This is a genomic window from Streptomyces xiamenensis (assembly GCF_000993785.3).
Taxonomy (GTDB): Bacteria; Actinomycetota; Actinomycetes; order Streptomycetales; family Streptomycetaceae; genus Streptomyces; species Streptomyces xiamenensis.
Window position 1 is genome coordinate 2,950,169 of the sequence record NZ_CP009922.3, and the last position, 21,611, is coordinate 2,971,779.

21 protein-coding genes are annotated in these 21,611 nt (G+C 73.1%); 13 read left to right on the forward strand and 8 right to left on the reverse strand.

The features are described 5' to 3' along the window. Positions 1-99 precede the first annotated feature (99 nt). The 3 genes from SXIM_RS13475 to SXIM_RS13490 all read left to right on the forward strand — a co-directional run bounded on the left by SXIM_RS13475 (position 100) and on the right by SXIM_RS13490 (position 3,769). Entirely contained in the window at positions 100-819 is a 720-nt protein-coding gene (locus SXIM_RS13475) for a polysaccharide deacetylase family protein (protein ID WP_030732691.1), read from the forward strand. Continuing rightward, entirely contained in the window at positions 816-1,904 is a 1,089-nt protein-coding gene (locus SXIM_RS13480) for a glycosyltransferase (protein WP_046724127.1), read from the forward strand. The genes SXIM_RS13475 and SXIM_RS13480 overlap by 4 nt, the downstream gene beginning before the upstream one ends. 1,169 nt (positions 1,905-3,073) lie before the next feature. Next, positions 3,074-3,769, forward strand: coding sequence for a hypothetical protein (locus SXIM_RS13490; RefSeq protein ID WP_046725641.1), 696 nt, complete (start codon positions 3,074-3,076; stop codon positions 3,767-3,769). Here the strand turns inward: SXIM_RS13490 and SXIM_RS13495 are convergent. Then, on the reverse strand, positions 3,766-4,800 hold the full coding sequence (locus SXIM_RS13495) for a glycoside hydrolase family 26 protein (RefSeq protein WP_053116188.1): 1,035 nt from the start codon (positions 4,798-4,800) through the stop codon (positions 3,766-3,768). The two genes, SXIM_RS13490 and SXIM_RS13495, sit on opposite strands and share 4 nt — an antisense overlap. A gap of 110 nt (positions 4,801-4,910) precedes the next feature. Between SXIM_RS13495 and SXIM_RS13500 the strand changes: the two genes are divergently transcribed. Beyond that, a complete protein-coding gene (locus SXIM_RS13500) occupies positions 4,911-6,230 on the forward strand; it encodes a carboxylate--amine ligase (RefSeq protein ID WP_046724129.1) in 1,320 nt (439 codons plus the stop codon). A gap of 19 nt (positions 6,231-6,249) precedes the next feature. Continuing rightward, positions 6,250-7,620 carry an NAD(P)-binding domain-containing protein gene (locus SXIM_RS13505; RefSeq protein WP_234306868.1) on the forward strand — a complete coding sequence of 457 codons (1,371 nt, stop codon included), beginning with the start codon at positions 6,250-6,252 and terminating at the stop codon, positions 7,618-7,620. A gap of 88 nt (positions 7,621-7,708) precedes the next feature. Here the strand turns inward: SXIM_RS13505 and SXIM_RS13510 are convergent, their stop codons facing one another. Continuing rightward, entirely contained in the window at positions 7,709-8,350 is a 642-nt protein-coding gene (locus SXIM_RS13510) for an FMN-dependent NADH-azoreductase (RefSeq protein WP_030732706.1), read from the reverse strand. A gap of 232 nt (positions 8,351-8,582) precedes the next feature. Between SXIM_RS13510 and SXIM_RS13515 the strand changes: the two genes are divergently transcribed. From SXIM_RS13515 to SXIM_RS13525, 3 genes are read left to right on the forward strand one after another with little or no spacing between them, the layout of a single operon-like run. Continuing rightward, positions 8,583-8,903: a winged helix-turn-helix transcriptional regulator gene (locus SXIM_RS13515; RefSeq protein ID WP_046725643.1), complete on the forward strand. Its 321-nt coding sequence runs from the start codon at positions 8,583-8,585 to the stop codon at positions 8,901-8,903. A gap of 17 nt (positions 8,904-8,920) precedes the next feature. Beyond that, positions 8,921-9,778: a hypothetical protein gene (locus tag SXIM_RS13520; RefSeq protein ID WP_030732709.1), complete on the forward strand. Its 858-nt coding sequence runs from the start codon at positions 8,921-8,923 to the stop codon at positions 9,776-9,778. Between the two features lie 17 nt (positions 9,779-9,795). Next, complete coding sequence (locus SXIM_RS13525; protein WP_030732712.1) at positions 9,796-10,134, forward strand: rhodanese-like domain-containing protein; 339 nt, start codon at positions 9,796-9,798, stop codon at positions 10,132-10,134. 36 nt (positions 10,135-10,170) lie between these two features. On the opposite strand, the gene SXIM_RS13530 is transcribed toward SXIM_RS13525, so the two are convergent. Beyond that, positions 10,171-11,100 (reverse strand): radical SAM/SPASM domain-containing protein, encoded by a 930-nt coding sequence (locus tag SXIM_RS13530; RefSeq protein WP_078846912.1) that lies wholly within the window; start codon positions 11,098-11,100, stop codon positions 10,171-10,173. A gap of 304 nt (positions 11,101-11,404) precedes the next feature. Between SXIM_RS13530 and SXIM_RS13535 the strand changes: the two genes are divergently transcribed. Then, positions 11,405-11,935, forward strand: coding sequence for a MarR family winged helix-turn-helix transcriptional regulator (locus SXIM_RS13535; RefSeq protein WP_046724148.1), 531 nt, complete (start codon positions 11,405-11,407; stop codon positions 11,933-11,935). Here SXIM_RS13535 and SXIM_RS13540 read toward each other — a convergent pair. After that, entirely contained in the window at positions 11,874-13,082 is a 1,209-nt protein-coding gene (locus tag SXIM_RS13540; protein ID WP_046724150.1) for an aminotransferase class I/II-fold pyridoxal phosphate-dependent enzyme, read from the reverse strand. The genes SXIM_RS13535 and SXIM_RS13540 overlap by 62 nt on opposite strands. Before the next feature lie 9 nt (positions 13,083-13,091). Next, a complete protein-coding gene (gene trxA, locus SXIM_RS13545) occupies positions 13,092-13,496 on the reverse strand; it encodes a thioredoxin (protein ID WP_030732723.1) in 405 nt (134 codons plus the stop codon). Between the two features lie 176 nt (positions 13,497-13,672). On the opposite strand from trxA, the gene SXIM_RS13550 reads away from it, so the two are divergent. The 4 genes from SXIM_RS13550 (at position 13,673) to SXIM_RS13565 (ending at position 18,031) form a co-directional block, all read left to right on the forward strand. Beyond that, positions 13,673-15,970: a heavy metal translocating P-type ATPase gene (locus tag SXIM_RS13550; protein WP_030732726.1), complete on the forward strand. Its 2,298-nt coding sequence runs from the start codon at positions 13,673-13,675 to the stop codon at positions 15,968-15,970. Between the two features lie 85 nt (positions 15,971-16,055). Next, positions 16,056-16,820, forward strand: a complete 765-nt coding sequence (locus SXIM_RS13555) for a class I SAM-dependent methyltransferase (RefSeq protein ID WP_078846913.1) — start codon at positions 16,056-16,058, stop codon at positions 16,818-16,820. A 92-nt stretch (positions 16,821-16,912) separates the two neighbouring features. After that, positions 16,913-17,368 (forward strand): tellurite resistance TerB family protein, encoded by a 456-nt coding sequence (locus tag SXIM_RS13560; RefSeq protein WP_030732730.1) that lies wholly within the window; start codon positions 16,913-16,915, stop codon positions 17,366-17,368. A 120-nt stretch (positions 17,369-17,488) separates the two neighbouring features. After that, the gene (locus SXIM_RS13565) at positions 17,489-18,031 is read left to right on the forward strand and encodes an SgcJ/EcaC family oxidoreductase (protein WP_043177571.1); all 543 of its coding nucleotides are present in this window, start codon (positions 17,489-17,491) and stop codon (positions 18,029-18,031) included. A gap of 66 nt (positions 18,032-18,097) precedes the next feature. Here the strand turns inward: SXIM_RS13565 and aspS are convergent, their stop codons facing one another. The 3 genes from aspS to SXIM_RS13580 form a co-directional block, all read right to left on the reverse strand. Next, positions 18,098-19,870 carry an aspartate--tRNA ligase gene (aspS, locus tag SXIM_RS13570; protein WP_046724152.1) on the reverse strand — a complete coding sequence of 591 codons (1,773 nt, stop codon included), beginning with the start codon at positions 19,868-19,870 and terminating at the stop codon, positions 18,098-18,100. Between the two features lie 140 nt (positions 19,871-20,010). Continuing rightward, on the reverse strand, positions 20,011-20,988 hold the full coding sequence (locus SXIM_RS13575) for a pirin family protein (protein WP_030732740.1): 978 nt from the start codon (positions 20,986-20,988) through the stop codon (positions 20,011-20,013). An 82-nt stretch (positions 20,989-21,070) separates the two neighbouring features. Next, a complete protein-coding gene (locus SXIM_RS13580; RefSeq protein WP_030732743.1) occupies positions 21,071-21,574 on the reverse strand; it encodes an SseB family protein in 504 nt (167 codons plus the stop codon). Positions 21,575-21,611: the final 37 nt, after the last annotated feature.

The window sequence follows — 21,611 nt, forward strand, 5'->3', positions numbered from 1 at the left end:
GAACTGCTCACGGACGCCGAGCCGGAGCAGGACCGGGAAGGGGAGCGGGAGCAGGCGCCCGTACGGGGCCGCGCCGCGAGACGTCACCTGTGGACGCTGATGTACCACTCGGTCACGGTGACCCCCGCCGACCCGTACAACATCACCGTCACCCCCGACCGGCTGCGCACCCAGCTCGGCTGGCTGCGCAAGCGCGGCCTGCGCGGCGTCTCCGCCGCCGAACTCCTCGCCGCGCACGACGCGGGCGACCCCTCGGGACTGGTGGCCCTCACCTTCGACGACGGCTACACCGACTTCACCCGGCACGCCGTGCCGCTGCTGCGCCAGCACGGGTTCACCGCGACCGTGTTCGTGCTGCCCGGGCGGCTCGGCGGCGAGAACGAGTGGGACGAACTCGGCCCGCGCAAGGAACTCCTCGACGAGGCCGGCATCCTGGCCGCCGCCGAGGCCGGCATGGAGATCGGCTCGCACGGGCTGCTGCACCGGGCGCTCCCCGACCTCGACGAGGACACCCTGCGCGCCGAGACCGCCGGCAGCCGCGAGCGGCTGGCCGAGCTCACCGGCCAGGACATCACCGGCTTCTGCTACCCCTACGGCACGATCGACCAGCGGTCGGTGGACGCCGTACGGGAGGCGGGCTACGCGTACGCCTGCGCCATCGACCCCGGCCCGCTGACCGGGCGGCACGCGCTGCCGCGCGTCCACGTCGGGCAGGCGGACGGCGGGGCGCGGCTGCGGGCCAAGCGGCTGCTGCACCCGCTGCGGCGCCGCCCGGTGGAGGCCCTGCCGGTCGTGGGGGACGGGCAGGCCCCGGCGTGAAGCGGGCCCTGCACATCATCACCGGCCTGGGCGTCGGCGGCGCCGAACGCCAACTGCGGTCGCTGATCGCGCGGCTGCCGGTGGAGAGCGAGGTGGTGACCCTCACCAACCCGGGCGCGGTCGCCCGCGAACTGCGCGCCGACGGCGTCCGCGTGACGCACCTGGGCATGGCCGGCAACCGCGACGTGGGCGCGCTCCCGAGACTGGCCCGGCTGATCCGCCGGGGCCGGTACGACGTGGTGCACACCCATCTCTACCGGGCCTGCGTGTACGGCCGCGTCGCCGCCCGGCTGGCCGGCGTACGGGCGGTCGTGGCGACCGAGCACTCGCTGGGCGAGAGGGTGATGGAGGGCAGGCCGCTGACCCGGGGGACGCGCGAGCTGTATCTGGCGACCGAGCGGCTGGGCCGGGCCACGGTCGCCGTCTCCGGCACGGTGGCGGGCCGGCTGCGGGAGTGGGGGGTGCCGGCGGAGCGGATCCACGTGGTGCCCAACGGCATCGCGGCGCGGCGGTTCCGGTACGCGGGCGGGGCACGGGCGGCGGAACGCGCCCGGCTGGGCGTCCCGCCGGACGCGGTGCTGGTGGGCGGGGTGGGCCGGCTGGTGCCCGGGAAGGGCTTCGCCGACCTGGTACGGGCGGTGGCCGGGCTGCCGGGGAACGTGCGGCTGGTCCTGGGCGGCGAGGGGCCGCTGCGGGGCGAACTGGAACGCCTGGCGGCGGGGTGCGGGATCGGGGACCGGGTCCTGCTGCCGGGTGAGTGCGAGGTGCCCGCGCTGCTGTCGGCGATGGACGTCTTCGTCTCCGCCTCGACGGAGGAGACGTTCGGGCTGGCCACGCTGGAGGCGCTGGCGGCCGGGCTGCCGGTGCTGCACGTGACCTGCCCGGCGATCGACGAACTCCCCCGGCAGGCCGCCCCGGGCGCGCGCCGGGTGCGGGGCGGGGCGGACGCCCTGCGGGCGGCGCTGCGCACCGAGGTGGAGCGGGCCCCGTGCCGCTTCCCGGTGCCGGAGGCGGTGCACCACTACGACATCGGCCGGGTGGCCGGGCGACTGATGGATGTGTACGAAGGGGCGCAGAGCCGATGAGACGCAAGGCGAAGACGCGAGCGAAGGCCATGGTCCGCCCGAAGCGGCAACGGCGGGCCGGCCAGGCCCGACCGGTGGAGCGGGCAGCCCGCGCGGGTAGGGCGGCGGGGGAGGCCGTGGCGGCGGAGGCCGGTGGGGTGGAGGCGGGCAGGTCTTCCGGGGCCGGGGCGGGGGCGGGGGCAGAGGCGCCGGCCGTCCGTGCCGGTGCCGGCGGCGCGGCTGAGCGTCCCGGGAACGAGTCCCCGGACGCCGGGGCCGCCGCCGAGTCACCGGGCGCCGGGGCCGGTCGTGCGGCGGAGGGCGGCTCCGAGGGGCCGTCCGCCCGCTCCGAGAAGCCGGACGCGGTCCACGGGGAAGCCAAAACGCCACCGTCCGGCGCCACCTCCGGCGCTGACGCGTCACCCGCCGCCTCCCGGGCAGCCCGGGGCGGCCGTCGTGGACATGGCGTCGCGCGGATGGTGGGCGTGGGCTGGCTGTTGTGGTTCCTCATCAACGCCCGGCGCCCGCTGCGGACCCGGCGGGCGGGCGTCCCGGCCTCCCGCCGGCCGCGCCCGGCGCGCACCCCCGGATTCCGGCCGGGACGCGCCGGCCGGGTCCGTACGGGCCCTGGGCTGTCGGCCGCTGCCGCTCGGCAGCCGGCGGGCGACCCGGCGACCCCGCTGAGGGTGAGCACCGACGGCGCGGCGGATCCGGGGCCGAGGCGGCCGGTGGTGCGGGACGCCCGGGGCGACAGGGCTGACGGCGCGGAGCGGACGCCCCTCGCGGCCGCCGCGCCGGACAGCGGGGCGGGAGCCGGACAGCAGCGGCGCGTCGGTGGTGAACGTGCGGAACCCACGCCTCCCCCGGCCGGCCTGCCGGACGGTGAGGTGGAGGCGACGCCGGAGCGGCGCGGGCCGGAACCCGGCGTGCCGGCGGGTGAGGAAGGGCGTACGCGGACCGCCCCGGCGGGTTCGCCGGGGGACCCGGGGGCGGCAGCGGCCCGGCCGTCCGGCCGGCGGCCCGGTGGGGAGGCGCGCGGACCGGGGGAGACGCCCGGTGCGGAGCCGGCTGCGGACCGGAAGGTGCCGGGACACCGTGCCGGTGGCGCGCCGGGTGCCGTGCCGGTGGGCCGGTGGTTGGCCCGGGCCAGGCGCGCGGGATCCGCCGGGCGCCGGGACCTCGGGCGCGTCGTGGCGTGGGCGCGCGCCCCCCGCCGGGTTCCGTTCTGGTGGCCGCTGGCGCTGTGCGGGGTGGCCGGTGCGCTGCTGGGCGGGGGGTACGGGCTGCTGGCCGACCGGGAGTACGCCGCCAGTGGCTATGTGGTCGTCCGGGACACCGGTGAGGGGGCGGATCCGGCCGCCGCCGTGGGGCTGGCCCAGGCGTTCGGGCGGATCGCCACCGGGGACGCCGTGCTGACCACCGCTCAGACCGACGCCGGGGTCTCGCTCGACAGGTTGCGGGACGGCGTGCGGGCGTCGACCTCCCCCGACGCGCCGATGATCGAGATCACCGGCACGGCCCCGCGGGCGGCGCGGGCCGCCGAGATGGCCAACGCCGTCACCCGTGCCCTGATCGCGTACGGCAATGACGCCGCGGACAGCACCGGTGCCCGGCTCACCGTCTTCGCCGAGGCGCAGCCCTCGGCCGCCCCCGTGTCGGCCGCTCCGCTCGTGCGGCTGGCGGTGGGCCTGGTGGCGGGGTTGCTGGTGGGGCTTCTGGTGCTGCTGGTGCGGACCAACGCCGGTGACCCGCCGGGGCCCGTCACCACCGTGCCGGCCCAGCCGCGCGACCAGAGCGGCCGGCACGATCCGTCCGAGGAGCGGGAGCGGGAGCGGGCGGCACCGCGGCCCCGGACGGACCGTCCGATGTCCGGTCGGCCCGGTTAGCCGTCGCCCGGGCGGGGTCCCCGGCCCGGGTCCCCGGCGCCGTCGTCGCCGTCTTCGCCGGGGCGCGGCCCGCGTCCCGGCCCGCCCGCCCCGGAGCCCGGCGGCGTCGCGGACAGCGCGGCGCGGAAGACCTCCGAGGACGCCGGGTTCTGGACGCATTGCCACACACCGTGCGGGCAGTAATCACTGATGGAGTGATACACGGGCTGGACCGCGTCGATCCATTCCAGCATCCGCCGCATGTATTCGGGGTTGTCCCCATTGCGGAACAGGCCCCATTCCGGGAAGGAAATCGGCTTCCCGTGCGCCGCCGCGAAATCGACATGGAACTGAAGTCCGTACGGCTGGCTGATCTGCTCGTCAAACGTTTCGCCGGGCGGCTGGTCGTACGTGTCCATTCCGATGATGTCGACCACGTCGTCCCCCGGATAGCAACGGTCCCACTCGATCGCGTCGGTCCCCCTGTTCGGTGCGAAATCGAAACGGAAGTCCTGTCCCGGTACGGCGCGCATCGTGGTCACAATGCGCCGCCAGTACCGCTTCCACGCCTCGGGATCCGGCGCGCAGCGGTGCGTGTACGTCGTGCCGTTCATCTCCCACCCCAGGACCAGCACCGCGTCCGCGAGCCCGGCCGCCACCAGCCGCTCGCCCAGCACCCGGAAGTGCTGGTCGTAGCTTCCCGAGGCCCCCGAACGCAGCAGTTGCCCCACCAGGTGGTCGGGCAGATCGTCCTCGTTCCGCTCCAGCATGGGGACGTTGAGGACGAACAGCCGGTCGTCCTTCTCCTGGCGCCATCCCGCCCAGGGGGCGAGGAACTCGGGCCGGCCCTCGATGTTCGACCACAGGTCCCCGGGCAGGTAGGTGCGGCCGACCGTCATCTCCGTGCCGCCCAGCCAGTGCTCCAGCAGTTCGGCGCGGTCCACGCCCTCCGCGCCCGAGCCCAGGAACGCGCCGAAGGAATCGTTGGAAAGGGGGGTGACGGAGGTGGTGGCCGCCAGCAGGACGGTCGTGGCGATTCCGAGGCCGATCATGATCCGAGATTAAGCACAAAATCCCTTGAATGGGCCGCACGAAGGCATTCTGATAGGCCGATCGAGGCCGCTGCCGATCGTATGCGCGGGTGCGGGGAATGATCTGGGGCATGTCGCCGCTCGACACCAGAGTGCCCGCACTGCTGCTCCGACTCGATCACCATCCCTTTCACCACGGTTCGCTCGGTGCCGTTCGCTCACTCGGCCGGGCGGGCGTGGAAGTGCACGCCTTCGTGGAATCCCCGCGCGGTCCGCTCGCCCGGTCCCGTTATCTGCACCGGGCGCACCCCATTCCCGGGGCCGCGGATATCGATGTCGAGCGGCTGCTGCTGCGTACCGCGGAACGTATCGGGCGGCCCGCCGTTCTCCTTCCCATGGACGACGCGGGCGCGCTCGCCCTGGCCTCCGGCCTCGCGGACCGCCTGCGCGGCGCCTATCTGCTGCCCGGGACGACCCCCGGCGCCGTGGAGCGGGCCGCCGACAAGGAGCGGCTGGCCGGGCTGTGCGCCGAGCTCGGGCTGCCGCACCCCGCGACCGTCGTCCCGGACGGGCCGCAGGAGGTGGCCGCCGCCGTACGGGAGCTGGGGCTGCCGCTGATCGCCAAGTGGAGCCGCCCCTGGCTGCTGCCGAAGGACAGCGGGCTGCGCAGCGCGACCGTGATCACCTCGGCCGGTCAGGCGCTGCGGCTGTACGCGGCGAGCGCCCGGGCCGGGAGCCGGCTGCTGCTCCAGCGGCGGCTGGCCGGCGGCCGGAACGCCGACTGGTTCTTCCACGGCTGTTTCGGCCGGGGCGGGGTGCCGCTGTACGGGGGCACCGGGCGCAAGGACCTGTCGTGGCCGCTGGGCGCCGGGGCCACCGCCGTGGGGAGCTGGCGGGAGAACCCCGAGGTGGCGGCGGCGGCCCGGCGGCTGGCTGCGCACCTGGGCCATCACGGCATCCTCGACCTGGACTTCCGCCGCGAGGCCGGCTCCGGCGCGTACCACCTGCTGGATGTCAATCCGCGTCCCGGGGCGCAGTTCCGGCTGTTCACGGATCCGTCGGGGCTCGATGTGGTGCGGGCGCTGCACCTGGATCTGACGGGGCGGCGGGTGCCGGTGGGGCGGGCGGTGCCGGGGCGGATGTTCGTCGCCGAGAACTACGGGCTGCTGGCCGCCCTGACCGCCCCCGCGCGGGTGGCGGCGCTGCGCGGGCGGCCGGTGGAGACGGCGTGGTTCGCGGCGGACGATCCGGCGCCGTTCGCGGCGATGGCGGGCGGGTGGACGGCGCGGGCGGCGCGCAAGGGGTGGGAGCGGGCTCGGTCCCTCTCCTCTTCCTCCCGCTCTCCTTCCCCGCACCCCTCGGCCCCGGCCCCGCTTTCCCGCGCGATCCCGGCTCCGGCCACCGTGCCGGTGCCCGCGTCCTCCCCCCTTCCACCCCACCCAACCCAGTGAGAGAGAGCGGCGAACCCCGATGCACGACCTGGTAGTGGTAGGCGCCGGCCCGTACGGCCTGTCGATCGCCGCGCACGCGGCCGCGGCCGGTCTGGATCTGCGGATCCTGGGCCGGCCGATGGCGTCCTGGCGGGATCACATGCCCGGTGGCATGTTCCTGAAGTCGGAGCCCTGGGCGTCCAATCTGTCCGACGCGGCGCGCGAGCACACCCTCGCCGCCTACTGCGCGGAGCGCGAGGAACGGGCCGAGCACGGCCATCCGCTGCCGATCGAGACGTTCACGGACTACGGCATGTGGTTCGCGCGGCGGCTCCCGGTGCCGGTGGAGGAACAGAACGTCGTGTCCGTGACGCCGCACGGCGACGGCTTCCGGGTGGAGACGGACACCGGCGAGGTCATGCTGTGCCGCACGCTCGCGCTGGCGATCGGCGTCATGCCGTTCGTCCATCTGCCGCAGGCGCTGCGCGACCTGCCACCGGAACTGGCCTCGCACAGCAGCGGGCACCGCGACCTGGCCGCGTTCAAGGGGCAGGAGGTGACGGTGGTCGGCGCGGGGCAGGCGGCGCTGGAGACGGCCGCGCTGCTGCTGGAGCACGGCGCGCTGCCCACGGTGGTGGCCCGGGCGGGCGCCATCAACTGGAACACCGTGCCGCAGCCGCTGCGCCGCAATCCGCTCGCCCGGCTGCGCGCCCCGCACAGCGGGCTCGGCACGGGGTGGAGCAGCTGGGCGTACTCGCGGGTGCCGTGGGCGGTGCGCCGGCTGCCGGAGACCACCCGGGTCAAGATCGCCACGACGGCGCTGGGCCCGGCGGGCGCGTGGTGGCTGCGGGAACGGGTGGAGGGAGCGGTGCCGGTCCGGCTGGGACACCGGATCCGGCGGGCGGTACGGATCGAGGACGGCGTGCGGCTCGAACTGGCCACGCCGGGTGAGGGGCGGTCGCTGATCGAGACGGAGCACGTCATCGCGGCCACCGGCTTCGTACCGGATCTGCGTCGGCTCGATCTGCTCGACCCGGCGCTGCGGGACGGGCTGACGGCGGTGCTGGGGACGCGGGCGCCGCAGCTGGACGCGGGCTTCGAGTCCTCGCGGCCCGGTCTCTTCTTCGCGGGGCTGCTGGCGGCGCCGACGTTCGGGCCCTCGATGCGGTTCGTCTACGGGGCGTCCTTCACGGCGGGGCGGCTGGTGAAGGCGGTGCGGCAGCGGCTGGCGCGGCTGGCGAGTGTGCCCGGTGGTGCGACGGCGGGGGTGTCCGTGCCGGGCGTGCCCCGGCCGGCCGCCCAGCAGGGCGACGCCGGGAAGTCCGGGAAGGCGGGCGAGGCCGCGGCGGACGAGCCGGGCGGGACGGTGGAGGTGGCCGGGCAGGAACAGGCCCGGTCCTCCGCCGGCTGAGGAGCGGCACCGGACAGCACGAAGCCCCGCCCGTCACGGGCGGGGCTTCGTGGCGTTCGCTGTCGTGCGCGGCGACGCTCGCGTCGGCTCAGGCGGCGGCGAGGGCCTTGGCGCGGTCGCGGGCCTGCTCGTGGGCCTTGGCGCGGGAGGCGTCGGCCTGCTCGATCAGCCCGGACATGGCCGGCACGATGCGGGCCAGGGTCAGCTCCGGAACGATGAAGGTGACGTCCAGGGCGAGGGTGCTGCCGAGAACCCAGGTGAGGTAGTTCTGGGCGAAGTCGTTGCCCTCCATGGGGGTGCCGGGCGCGTACGAGCCGCCACGGCTGGTGACCACGGTGACGGGCGTGCCGGCCGCGCTCGGGGTCTCGGCCATCGAGGTGCGGCCGCCGATGATCACGTGGTCCAGCCAGCTCTTGAGCGTGGAGGGGATCGTGTAGTTGTACAGCGGCGCGCCCAGGACGACGGCGTCGGCCTCCTCCAGCTCCTTGGCCAGCTCGTCGCGGAGCGCGTACGCGGCCTGCTGCTCGGGGGTGCGGTCCCCGGCGTCGACGTTGGGCGCGTAGTGCGAGACGGCGGTGGTGTGCGGCAGCGGCTCGGCGGCCAGGTCGCGGTAGATGACCTTGCCGTCGGGGTGATGCGCGAGCCACTCCTCGCGGAAGGTCTTGGTGACCTCGCGGGAGACGGAGTTGTCGCCGTTCAGGGAGGAGTCGATGTGCAGCAGCGTGGGCATGAGGGTGGTTCCTTCGTGACGGTCACCGCGGCTGTGACACGCGGTGATGAAAGAGGTACGTTACTGCGGCAGAGTGCGCAGGTTTCTTTAGCGTAGCAGCTTACTTTTATTTAGCAATGTGCCCCTCTTCCCGTAGAGTGGATTCATGGCGGAGCACCGGGATGGCGAGGAAAGGCCCCCCTTGGGGGTGAAAGAGACGGACGGCGGCCGGTGTACCGAGCCGGACGACGCGATGACCCGGGTCTTCGGCGTCTTCGGGAAGCGGTGGACGGGGCTGGTGGTGGCCGCCCTGATGGGCGGACCCGGACAGTTCGCGGTGCTGCGCCGCTCGATCCCCGGGATCAGCGAACGGATGCTCTCGGACCGGCTGAGCGAGCTGGCCGCGCTCGAACTCGTCTCGCGCGAGGTGGACCCCGGCCCCCCGCTGCGCGTCACCTACCGGCTCACGGCGGCCGGGGAGGATCTGCGCCCGGCCCTGGTGGAGCTGTCGCGCTGGGCCGAGCAGCACCTGGTGAACGGTGCGGAGCAGTGCCCGGAGGCGCTGCGCGAATGACCGCCTAGGCTGACGGGGTGACAACAGGGGAAGAGCACGAAGCGCGCGACGAGCACGAAGCCCGCGACGAGCGCGAGGAGCGCGAGGAAGCCGCCGCCACCGAGCGCCTCGATCAGGCGGTGCGGGCCGCCGAGGCCGCGCTGATCGAGTTCGAGATCGCGGTGGAGACCTTCCGCATCGAGGTGGAGAACTTCTCCCGGCTCCACGAACAGCGTCTGGGTCCGCTCTACGGCCGCCTCGAGGAGATCGAGGCGGAGATCGCCGAGGCGGTGGCCGCCCGCACCAAGGACCCCGAGGACGAGCGCCGGGCCCGCGAGGCACGCGCCATGGTGGCGCCGATGCCCCAGGTCTCCGAGCTGTTCCAGGGCTGGCTGGACGGCGACGGCTTCTCGCCGGAGGCCGCCGCGATGCTCACCGAGCAGTCCGTGCAGCCCCCGCCGAAGGTGCGCCCCGGCGAGGAGGCGCGCAAGCTCTACCGCGAGCTGGTCCGCCGGGCCCACCCCGACCTGGTCGCCGACCCGACCGAGCGCGACCGGCGCGGGGCCTTTCTCGTACGCGTCAACCAGGCGTACGGGCGCGGCGACGCGAAGGCACTGCGCGAGCTGACCACCGAGTGGGACAACGGGGTCGGCCCCTCCCCGGAGCCCGCCGCGTACGGGCGGCGCGAGGAGCTGTACGCGCGCCTGGAGTGGCTGGCCAACCGGAAGGAACTGCTGGCGGACGCCGCCGCCGCGCTGGAGGACAGCGCGATCGGGGCGATGCTGCGGATGGCGCCCGAGGACCCGGATGTGCTGCTGGAGGAGATCGCCGGCGAACTGCGGCAGAAGGTCACGGCCAAGGAGGCGGAACTCGCCGCCCTGCTGGCCGGCGAGTGAGCGTTAGGGTCGGTTGTATGAACTTCCCGAACATCCCCACCGTTCCCGTGGGCGACGTGCCCGCCGACGCCGTACTCCTGGACGTGCGCGAGCCGGACGAGTGGGCGGCAGGGCGCGCCGAGGGCGCGCTGCACGTCCCCATCCGTGAGGTGGTGGACCGGCTTCCGGAGATCACCGAACGGGCCGGGGACGGACCGCTGTACGTGCTGTGCCGGGTGGGCGGCCGGTCGGCGCAGGTCACCGGGTACCTGGTGCAGCAGGGCATCGACGCGACCAATGTGGCGGGCGGGCTGCAGGCCTGGCACGAGGCGGGGAAGCCGCTGGTGAGCGACGCGGGCGAGCCGTTCGTCCTGTAGCGGTGCGGCCGGGCCCACGGGGGCGGGCCGACGCCGTCAGCGGCCCGCGGTCCCGCGCACGCCGGGCGCCGGCTCCGTTCCGCCGCCCGTCCCCTCCTCGTCCTCCTTGCGCTTCTTCTTGACGCTCGCGGCGGGGGCGCAGTCGGGGAGACAGACGGGGGTGGCGTGCACGGCCGCCGGCGGGAAGTGCGCCGCCAGCTCCTGCCTCGCCCGCAGGGTCGCGTCGCCGGCGCAGATCTCCCGCAGGCTCTGCTCGCGCGCGTTGCCCATGGCCAGCCAGCGGGAGAACACGCACGGGGTGACGCGCCCGTCGGGCAGCACCGCGAGCCGCCCGTGGCCACAGCGTCCGCACAGCCCGCCGCACTGCGGGGCGCGTCCCGCGCCGTCGGCGGCACGTCCGTACGGGCGGACCCGGTCCGTACCGATCTCCCGCACGCCCAGCTCCAGCAGATCGCGCCGGCCGCCGTCCCCGGCACGCTGTTCGGGCACGGTGCGCACCTCCTCGATGAGGCTGCCGCGCAGGGGTACGCCCAGTTCGCGGGCGCGCCGGATGTTGGCGCGGGTGCGGGCGTGCGACCCGGCCGCTCCGGTCATCTCGTCGTGGGCGGCGGGGTCCGCGCTGTAGTAGCTGAAGGCCAGCCGTACCCCGTCGCGGCGCAGCGCCTCCCACAGCGGGGGGCCGATGTGCGTCATGTTGCTGAACACCTCGACCTCCATGCCGTGCCGGCGGGCGCTGTGGATGTACGCGGGCAGACCGGGGTGCAGGGTGGGCTCGCCGCCGATGAACTGCACGTCGCGCACGCCGAGTTCGCTCAGCTCGCCGAGCACCCGCAGCCAGTCGGCGTCGGTCATCTCGCCGTGGGTGCCCTGCGGGGAGGAACCGGCGTAGCAGTGCCGGCAGCGCAGATTGCAGAAGCCGGTGATCTCCAGCCAGGCGAAGCGTGGGCGCAGGGGGTGCGTGGGCATGAGCGGCGGTCCCTCCGGGAGTGCGGTCGCGTCGTTCGCGCTGTCCGTCGTGTGTCGTGGTCACAGCGCCTAACGACGTGACCGCGCCCGAAGAGACGCCCCGTGACGGCGGGTGGCCCGTACAGGGGGAGCGGTACGGATCCGGGCGCGGCCTGTAGGGGTACGCCGGGTGTCAGCCGTGGATCACGGGGATGTGGGCGGGGGCGGCACCCAGCGGATCGAGGGAAAATAGTTTGCAAAGCTAATGAATTTGCCCACTTCCCATTTCTGCTGGAGAAGATCTTGGGCTTGCTAGCATCTGCGCATGAGCAGCGGCGAGCTTGAAGACGACCTGCGATGGCTGCTGCTGCAGATGAAGTTCGGTCTCACCGTGGCCGAGGACCGGGCCGTGCGGCAGCACGGCATGGACCTGTGGGGCTACACCGTGCTGCTCGGGCTCGCGGAGGAGCCGGCCCGCACCCAGCTGGCGCTGTCCGAGGCGTCGTCCATCGACAAGAGCAAGATGGTCGCCGTCCTGGACGACCTGGAGAAGGCCGGGCTGATCACCCGGCGCCCGGACCCGGAGGACCGCCGGGCGCGCATCGTCACGGCCACCGACGCCGGACAGCGGGCCCTGGCCGCCGCGCGCGCCGAGGTGGCGGCCATCGAACGGCTGGCGCTGGCCGATCTGGACGAGGCCGAACGCACCGCGCTCAAGGCGATGCTGCGGCGCGCGGTCACCGGTCCGCTGCGCAGGCTGGCCGCCGGCGAACGGCCGCCGGAGGGGGCGGGGCCTACGCCGTGGGGCGTGGTGGCGCGGCCGTCGGAGCCGGCGCCACCGGTGCCGCCGCGCTGAGCCGTTCCGCCGCCTCCCGCAGCGACGCGGGCGGTTTGCAGAACGAGAACCGCGCCAGGTACGGCGGGGAGCCCGGCCCGCCCGGGTTCAGCTGGAAGGCGGAGGTCGGGATGGCGACCACCCCGGCACGCTCGGGCAGTTCGCGGCAGAACCGCACCCCGTCCTGATACCCCCAGGGCCGGACATCGGCCTGGAGGAAGTACCCGGCCTCGGCGCGGTACGGGCGCAGCCCGGCCGCCGTCAGCCCCTCGGTGAGCAGCGCCCGGTTCGCCCGCAGCGTGTCCCGCAGCTGGGCCGCCCACTCCTCGACGCCGTCCAGCGCGCGGGCCAGGGCCGCCTGGTACGGGGTGCCCGAGGCGTAGGTGAGGAACTGCTTCACGGAGGTGACGGCGCTGACCAGGGAGGACGGGCCGCAGACCCAGCCCACCTTCCAGCCGGTGACGTTGAACGTCTTGCCGGCCGAGGAGATGGTCAGGGTGCGCTCGCGCATCCCGGGCAGCGCGGCGAGCGGCAGGTGCCGGTCACCCTCGTCGTACAGCAGGTGTTCGTACACCTCGTCGGTGACCGCGATCAGGTCGTGCTCGCGGCACACCGCCGCGACGGTCTCCAGCTCGGCGGGGGTGAAGACCTTGCCGGTGGGGTTGTGCGGGGAGTTGAACAGCAGCAGCCGGGTGCGCGGGGTGACGGCGGCGCGCAGCGCGTCGGCGTCCAGGACGAAACGGTCCCTGTCCGCGGCGAGCGGCACGGCCATCAGCGTGGCGCCGCTGAGCCGGGCGCCGGCGGGGTAGGCGTCGTAGCAGGGGTCGAAGGTGAGGATCTCGTCGCCAGGACCGGTGAGGGCCAGGACGGCGGCGGCCAGCGCCTCGGTGGCGCCGGTGGTGACCAGGACCTCGCCGTCCGGCGCGTGCCGCAGGCCGTAGCGGCGCAGCTGGTGGGCGGCGATGGCCTCGCGCAGGGCGGGCAGCCCGTAGGCGGGCGGGTACTGGTTGTCGCCGGCCAGCACCGCCTCGCTCACGTCGCGCAGCAGTGCGGGCGGGCCGGGCAGCTCGGGCACGCCCTGCCCGAGGTTGACGGCCCCCGTGCGCCGGGCCAGTTCGGTCATCTCGGTGAAGACGGAGGTCGCGATCGCCCGGCTGCCGCTGCTCATGGACCTACCTTAGGCGGCGGGCCCCTGGCCGGGCTGCTGCGCGCCTTCTTCCCCGGCCTGCTGCTCGGCGAGCTTCTGGTGCACCTCGGCCATGTCGACCTCGCGGACCTTGGCGATCAGCTCCTCCAGCGCGGTGCCGGGGATGGCGCCGGGCTGGGAGTACAGCACGACGTTGTCGCGGATCGCCATCAGGGTGGGGATGGAGGTGATCTGGAAGGCCTGGGCCAGCTCCTGCTGGGCCTCGGTGTCCACCTTGCCGAACATGATGTCGTCGTGCCGGCCGGCCGCCTCCTCGAAGACGGGGGCGAACTTGCGGCAGGGCCCGCACCAGGAGGCCCAGAAGTCGACGAAGGCGATCCCCTTGCTGGCGACCTGCTCCTCGAAGTTGTCCTTGGTCAGCTCGATGGTGGTCATCGCACTCTCACTCTCTCGGCCATGCGGGTTCGGGTTCCGGCTGCCCCTACCCGGAACCCCCCGGGGTCGATGCGTATTCCTTCGGGCTTCTTGCGCCGTGATACCCCATGGGGGTATACAGGAGACAGGGGACGGGATACCTCCCTAGGGTATATTCACCCGTGAGGAGAGCAGGCATGAACGACAGCATCAGCGACAGCGGCACCAGGGACGAGATCGAGCTCGCCATCGGCGGGATGACGTGTGCCTCCTGCGCGGCGCGGATCGAGAAGAAGCTCAACCGCATGGAGGGGGTGACGGCGAGCGTCAACTACGCCACCGAGAAGGCCAGGGTCAGCTACGGCGGCGAGGTGGCGGTGCCCGATCTCATCGCCGTGGTCGAGAGGACGGGGTACACCGCCGCCGTACCGGAACCACCGGTACCCGAGCCGGCCCCCGCCGCACCGGGCGGCACAGGCGCCCGGGCCACCCCCGGCGCCCCCGACGAGCTGGCCACGCTGCGGCACCGGCTGCTGGTCACCGTGGCGCTGTCCGTCCCCGTGGTCGCCCTGGCCATGGTGCCGGCCTGGCAGTTCGAGTACTGGCAGTGGCTCTCCCTGACCCTCGCCGCGCCCGCCGTGATCTGGGGCGGCTGGTCCTTCCACCGGGCCGCCTTCACCAACGCCCGGCACGGCGCCGCCACCATGGACACCCTCGTGTCCATCGGCACCCTGGCCGCGCTGCTGTGGTCGGTGTGGGCCCTGTTCTTCGGCATGGCCGGCCACCCCGGCATGACCCACCCCTTCGAGCTGACCATCCAGCGCGGCGACGCCAGCGGCAACATCTACCTGGAGGCGGCGGCCGGGGTCACCGCCTTCCTGCTGACCGGGCGCTATCTGGAGGCCCGCGCCAAGCGCACGGCGGGCGCGGCCCTGCGGGCCCTGATGGAACTGGGCGCCAAGGAGGTCACAGTGCTGCGGGACGGCGTACCCGTCCTGGTGCCGGTCGACCGCCTCGCGGTCGGCGACCGCTTCCTGGTGCGCCCCGGAGAGAAGATCGCCACCGACGGTGTGGTGGTCGAGGGCTCGTCCGCCGTGGACACGTCCATGCTGACCGGGGAGTCCGTACCGGTGGAGGTCGCGGCCGGGGACGCGGTCACCGGCGCCACCGTGAACGCCGGCGGCCGGCTGGTGGTCGAGGCCACCCGGGTCGGCGCCGACACCCAGCTGGCACGGATGGCGAAGCTGGTCGAGGACGCCCAGCACGGCAAGGCGGCGGCCCAGCGGCTCGCCGACCGGATCTCGGCGGTGTTCGTACCGGCCGTGATCGTCCTGGCCCTGGGCACGCTGGCCTTCTGGCTGCTGACGGGTGGCGGGGCGTCCGCCGCGTTCACCGCCGCCGTGGCCGTCCTGATCATCGCCTGCCCGTGCGCGCTGGGCCTGGCCACCCCGACGGCCCTGATGGTCGGCACGGGGCGCGGCGCGCAGATCGGCGTCCTCATCAAGGGCCCCGAGGTCCTGGAGAACACCCGCAAGGCCGACACGATCGTGCTCGACAAGACCGGTACGGTCACCACCGGCCGGATGACCCTGCTGGGCGTGCACGTCGCGGACGGTACGCCGGAGGCCGACGTGCTGCGGCTGGCCGGGGCGCTGGAACACGCCTCGGAACACCCGATCGCCCAGGCGGTCGCGGCGGGCGCGGCGGAGCGCCTGGGGGCGGCGCTGCCCACCCCCGAGGACTTCGCCAATGTGCCCGGGCTCGGTGTGCAGGGGGTCGTGGAGGGCCACGCCGTCCTGGTGGGCCGGGAACGGCTGCTGACGGAGTGGGCCATCGAGCTGCCGGACGCGCTGGCGGCGGCGCGGGCACGGGCGGAGGCCGCAGGCCGCACCGCGATCACCGTCGCCTGGGACGGCGAGGCACGGGCCGTGTTCGAGGTCGCCGACGCGGTGAAGGAGACCAGCGCCGAGGCGGTCGCGCGACTGCGCGACCTGGGCCTGACCCCGATCCTGCTGACCGGTGACAACGAGGCCGTGGCCCGGGCGGTGGCGGCGGAGGTCGGCATCGACGCCGAGCACGTGATCGCCGGGGTGATGCCGCAGGACAAGGTGGATGTCGTCAGGCGGCTGCAGGCCGGGGGCAAGACGGTCGCCATGGTCGGCGACGGCGTGAACGACGCCGCCGCGCTGGCCACCGCCGACCTGGGCCTGGCGATGGGGACCGGGACGGACGCCGCGATCGAGGCCGGCGACCTCACCCTGGTGCGCGGCGACCTGCGGGTGGCGGCGGACGCCATCCGGCTCTCCCGCAAGACGCTGTTCACCATCAAGACCAACCTGGTCTGGGCGTTCGGCTACAACGTCGCCGCGCTGCCGCTGGCGGCGGCCGGGCTGCTGAACCCGATGCTGGCGGGCGCCGCGATGGCCTTCTCCTCGGTGTCGGTGGTGGCCAACAGCCTGCGGCTGCGCACCTTCCGGGCGGCCGAACGCCGGTGACGGCGCGGGGCGGGCGGCGGCCGGGGAGCGATTCCCGGCCGCCGTCACCGTTACCGCGGGCGCGCCGATGGGCGACCCTGGGGCGATGACGCGACAGCCCGACCAGCCCGACCAATCCGCCCCGTTCCCACCGCCGGACGAGCCCGACCAGTACGACGCGATGGGCGCGGAGTACGCCGAGCACACCGCCTCGAACATCGTCAACGCGCACTACGACCGGCCCGCCGTCCTCGCGCTGGCGGGGGACGTGACCGGCCGGCGGGTGCTCGACGTGGGCTGCGCCGCCGGGCACCTGTCCGCGCTGCTCATCGAGCGCGGCGCCGCGTCCGTCACGGGGATCGACGCCAGCGCGCAGATGGTGCGGCTGGCCGGCGAACACTGCGGCGACAGCGGCCGCTTCCACCACGCGGACCTCGCCGCCCCGCTGGACTTCCTCCCGGACGCCTCCTTCGACCTGGTCACGGCCTCCCTCGTGCTGCACTACCTGGAGGACTGGAGCGGCCCCCTGGCCGAACTGCGCCGCGTGCTGCGGCCCGGCGGCGCGCTGGTGATGTCGGTGCACCACCCGGGGGAGGACTGGCACTGGTTCGAGCGGCCGGACTACTTCCGCACCGAGCGGGTGACGGACACCTGGACGGTGGCCGGCCGCCCCCGCACCGTACGGTTCTACCGCCGCCCGCTCGGCGCCGCCTTCAACGCCCTGCGGGACGCCGGTTTCACGGTGGACCGGCTGGAGGAACCGATGCCCCGCCCCGAGGCCCGGGAGCAGGACCCGGCGTGGTTCGACCTGCTCTCCACCGCGCCCCGGTTCCTGTACTTCCGCGCCCTGCGCCCGGGGCCCGGGCTGTGACAACGCGCCCTCGTCCGTACGGAACTCGTGTCCCATCCGGGTTCGTTGACGTCAGGTAAGGCTGACGCAACGCACGTCGAGGAGAGCAGACCATGGCCCTGTGGGACCGGATCAAGGATTCCGCCCAGACCATGCAGTCCCAGCTGGTGGCGAAGAAGAACGACCTCAAGAGCGGGGCGTTCCGGGACGCCAGCATGGCCATGTGCGCGCTGGTGGCCGCCGCCGACGGTTCGGTGGACCCGGCCGAGCGGCAGCGGGTCGCGGCGCTCATCGGCGGCAACGAGGTGCTCCAGAACTTCCCGGCCGACGATCTGCGGCAGCGGTTCAACAAGTACGTCGACCAGCTCACCGCCGACTTCGACTTCGGGAAGATCGGGGTGATGCAGGAGATCGCCAAGGTGAAGAAGAAGCCGGCCGAGGCGCGCGCCGTCATCCAGATCGGCATCGTGATCGGCGGCGCGGACGGGGACTTCGACGCCCAGGAGCGCAAGGTCGTCCGCGATGTCTGCTTCGCGCTGGACATCCCCCCGGCTGAGTTCGACCTTTAAACTCAACTGACCGGATGTGAACGAACATGGCCGGGCTTGGTCAACTCCTTGCCCTGCCATGCCAGTTCCTTGACCAACTCTTGGAGAGCGTTTCACCGGGGGCCTGTACTCATGGGCCCTATGCGTAAGATCACTTCGCGATCCCGGACCGGCTACGCCGTCGCCGCCAGCAGCCTGCTGCTGCTCACCGCGGCCTCCGGGGCCACCGCCGTCGCCTCTGCCGACACCACTGCGGAAACGTTTGGTCACGGTCATCACCGGCCGCACACCACCTACCCCACCCAGCAGGAGATCCGGGAGCAGTTCGACACCTGGAACGACGCCCTCGCCACGCTGGACCCGGAGCAGGTCGCCGACCTCTACGCCCCCGACGGCGTGCTGCTCCCGACCCTCTCCAACCGGATACGTTCGGACCGCGACGGCATCGTCGACTACTTCGAGCACTTCCTGGAGAAGCACCCGGTCGGCGAGATCAACGAGTCCCACGTCGACATCCTGAGCCCGACATCCGCCGTGGACTCCGGCTCGTACACCTTCACCCTCACCGAAGACGGCGTCACCTCGACCGTCGACGCCCGCTACACCTTCGTCTACGAGAAGAACACGAAGACCGGCGAGTGGCAGATCGTCAGCCACCACTCCTCGGCCAACCCCGAGGGCTGATCGCGCCCACGGCAAAGCCCGGGAGGCGGTGCGTCCGTCCTCCCGGGCTTCTTCCTTGTCCGCGTGTTACTTCTCCTGCGCCGGCGGCTTGCGCACGCTCAGGTGCAGCTCCCGCAGCCGGGCCTCGTCCACCTCGCTCGGGGCGCCCATCAGCAGGTCCTGGGCGTTGCCGTTGAGCGGGAAGGCGATGGTCTCGCGGATGTTCGGCTCGTCCGCCAGCAGCATCACGATGCGGTCCACGCCCGGGGCGATCCCGCCGTGCGGCGGGGCGCCGAACTTGAACGCCCGCAGCATGCCGCCGAACTCCCGCTCCACGTCGTCCCGGGAGTAGCCGGCGATGCCGAACGCCTCGTACATCACGTCGGGCTCGTGGTTGCGGATGGCGCCCGAGGACAGCTCGACACCGTTGCACACGATGTCGTACTGCCAGGCCAGGATGTCCAGCGGGTCCTTGCCGCGCAGCGCCTCCAGGCCGCCCTGCGGCATGGAGAACGGGTTGTGCGAGAACTCGATCCGGCCGGTGTCCTCGTTCCGCTCGAACATCGGGAAGTCGACGACCCAGCAGAACCGGAAGACGCCGTCCTCGAAGTGCCCGGCACGGCGCGCGGCCTCCACCCGCACCGCGCCCATGATCTTCGAGACCTCCTCGAAGTCACCGGCGCCGAAGAACACGGCGGTGCCCGCGGTGGCGTTCAGCTTGCCGAGCAGCGCCTCGGTGTCGGCCTCGGTGAGGAACTTGGCGATCGGACCGGTGAGCGTACGGCCGTCCTCGCCGACCCGGACCCAGGCCAGGCCCTTGGCGCCCTGGGTGATGGCGTACTCACCGAGCTGGTCGAAGAACTTGCGCGGCTGCCCGGCTGTGTCCGGGACGGCCAGCGCGCGCACGTGCTTGTCGGCGAACGCCTTGAAGCCCGAGCCCGCGAAGATCTCCGAGACGTCGGTGAGCTCCAGCGTGGCCCGCAGATCCGGCTTGTCGGAGCCGTACTTGAGCATCGCCTCGCGGTAGGGGATGCGCGGGAAGGGCGAGGTGACGTGGCGCCCGCCGCCGAACTCCTCGAACAGCTCGGTCATCACCTTCTCGATGACCTGGAAGACGTCCTCCTGCTCGACGAAGCTCATCTCGACGTCGAGCTGGTAGAACTCGCCGGGCGAGCGGTCGGCGCGGGCGTCCTCGTCACGGAAGCAGGGCGCGATCTGGAAGTACCGGTCGAAGCCGGCGATCATCAGCAGCTGCTTGAACTGCTGCGGAGCCTGCGGCAGGGCGTAGAACTTGCCGGCGTGCAGCCGCGAGGGCACCAGGAAGTCGCGCGCGCCCTCGGGGGAGGTGGCGGAGAGGATCGGGGTCGCCAGCTCGGTGAAGTTCTGGGCGGTCATCTTCTGCCGGATGGCGGAGATGACCTGCGAGCGCAGGATGATGTTGCGGTGCATCCGCTCCCGGCGCAGGTCCAGGAAGCGGTACTCCAGGCGGCGTTCCTCGTTCACCCCGTCGTCGGCGTTGATGGTGAACGGGATCTGGTCGGCGGCGCCGAGCACCTCGACCTCGCCGACCTCGACCTCGATCTCGCCGGTGGGCAGCTCGGGGTTGACGTTGTCCGCGCCGCGCGCCACGACCGTGCCGTCGACGCGGATCACCGTCTCCTTGGAGAGCGAGCTGAGCTGCTCGTTCACGGCGCTGCCGGGGCGGACGACCAGCTGCACGATGCCGTAGTGGTCGCGCAGGTCGATGAAGAGGATGCCGCCCAGATTGCGGCGATTGTGCAGCCATCCCGACAGTCGGACATCCTTGCCGATGTCCGCGGAGCGCAGCTCGCCGCAGAGGTGGGACCGGTACCTATGCATCATTCATCCAAGTCGTCAACACGTTCCGGGAATGGACCACTCAGACTACCGTCCCGTCCAGGGCCCGGTCACCGCAAAGGGATAAAGCGGTCAAAGGGTATGAAAGACCGCTTGTCTCCCCCTCGACTCTCTCCCGTCGTTCAGCGCTTCTGGCGGGTGGCCGGGATGCGCCCGAGCCGTCCGGCCTGGAAGTCGTCGAACGCCTGGGACAGCTCGGCGTGCGAGTTCATCACGAAGGGCCCGTAGTGGGCCATCGGCTCCCGGATCGGCTGCCCGCCCAGCAGGATGACCTCCAGCGCCGGGGTGTGGGAGTCCTGGCGCTCGTCCGCCCGCAGGGTGACCGTCTCGCCCTCGGCGCCGAAGACGGCGGTCTGGCCCAGTTCGACCGGGCGCCGCTCGGTGCCCACGGTGCCGCGTCCGGCCAGGACGTAGGCGAGCGCGTTGAAGCCGGGACGCCAGGGCAGCGTCAGCTCGGCGCCGGCCGTGACGGTGGCGTGGATGAGGGTGATGGGGGTGTGCGTGACACCCGGGCCCTCGTGGCCGTCGAGGTCACCGGCGATCAGGCGCAGCAGGGCGCCGCCGTCGGGGGTGGAGAGCAGCTTGACGTTGCCGCCGCCGATGTCCTGGTAGCGGGGGTCGGTCATCTTGCTCTTGGCGGGGAGGTTGACCCACAGCTGGATGCCGTGGAAGACGCCGCCCTTGAGGACCAGCTCCTCCGGCGGGGCCTCGATGTGGAGCAGGCCGGAGCCCGCGGTCATCCACTGGGTGTCGCCGTCCTTGATGACGCCGCCACCGCCCTCGGAGTCCTGGTGGACGAAGGTGCCGTCCAGGAGGTACGTGACGGTCTCGAAGCCGCGGTGCGGGTGCCAGGGGGTGCCCTTGGCCTCGCCGGCGGCGTACTCCACCTCGCCCATCTGGTCCATCATGATGAACGGGTCGAGGTGCCGGTAGTTGATGCCCGCGAAGGCGCGGCGGACCGGGAAGCCCTCCCCTTCGAAGCCGGTGGGCGCGGTGGTGACGGTGAGCACCTTGCGGGCCGGCACGGGGGTGTCGCCGGTGGCGGCGGGGGCGGCGACCTTGGGCAGGGTGAGCGGGTTCTCGACGGTGATGGCGGGCATGGCGTACCTCCTCGGCAACTGTCATCAGAATAGTTGAACGATGAACATTCGTCGAGTGGGCGCCCCCGGCGCTGCTTCCGGGTCAGCCGTACATACGCCGCATGGTGTAGTCGACCATCTCGTTCACGGCGGCGGCCTCCAGGACGAGGCGGTGCTCGCCCTCCATGTCCAGCGCGAAGCCGTAGCCGGTGGGCAGCAGGTCCAGCACCTCGCCACCGGTGACCGTGAAGTAGCGCGACTCCTTGCCGGCGTAGCGGCGCAGCTCCCGCAGCGAGGTGAACAGCGGGATGACGGGCTGCTGGGTGTTGTGCAGTGCCAGGAAGCCGGGGGTCTCCCCGCGCGGGCAGTAGATCTTGGCCGCGAGAAAGATGTCGTGGAACTCCTCCGAGGACAGCGCGCCCGAGGTGTAAGCGCGCAGGGCGTCGGTGAACGACGGGGGCGCGGGGGCGGCGCCACCGGCGGCGGGGGCCGCGGCGGCCTGCTGCTGTGGCTGGGGCGGCTCGGGGTAGAGCTGCTGCCCGTTGTAGGCGTCCCCGTAGGGCTGCTGCTGCTGACCCTGGTACGGGGTCTGGTCGTAGCCGTACATGCGCAGCAGCCTACTGAGTGAGGAGGGCCCGGTTTCC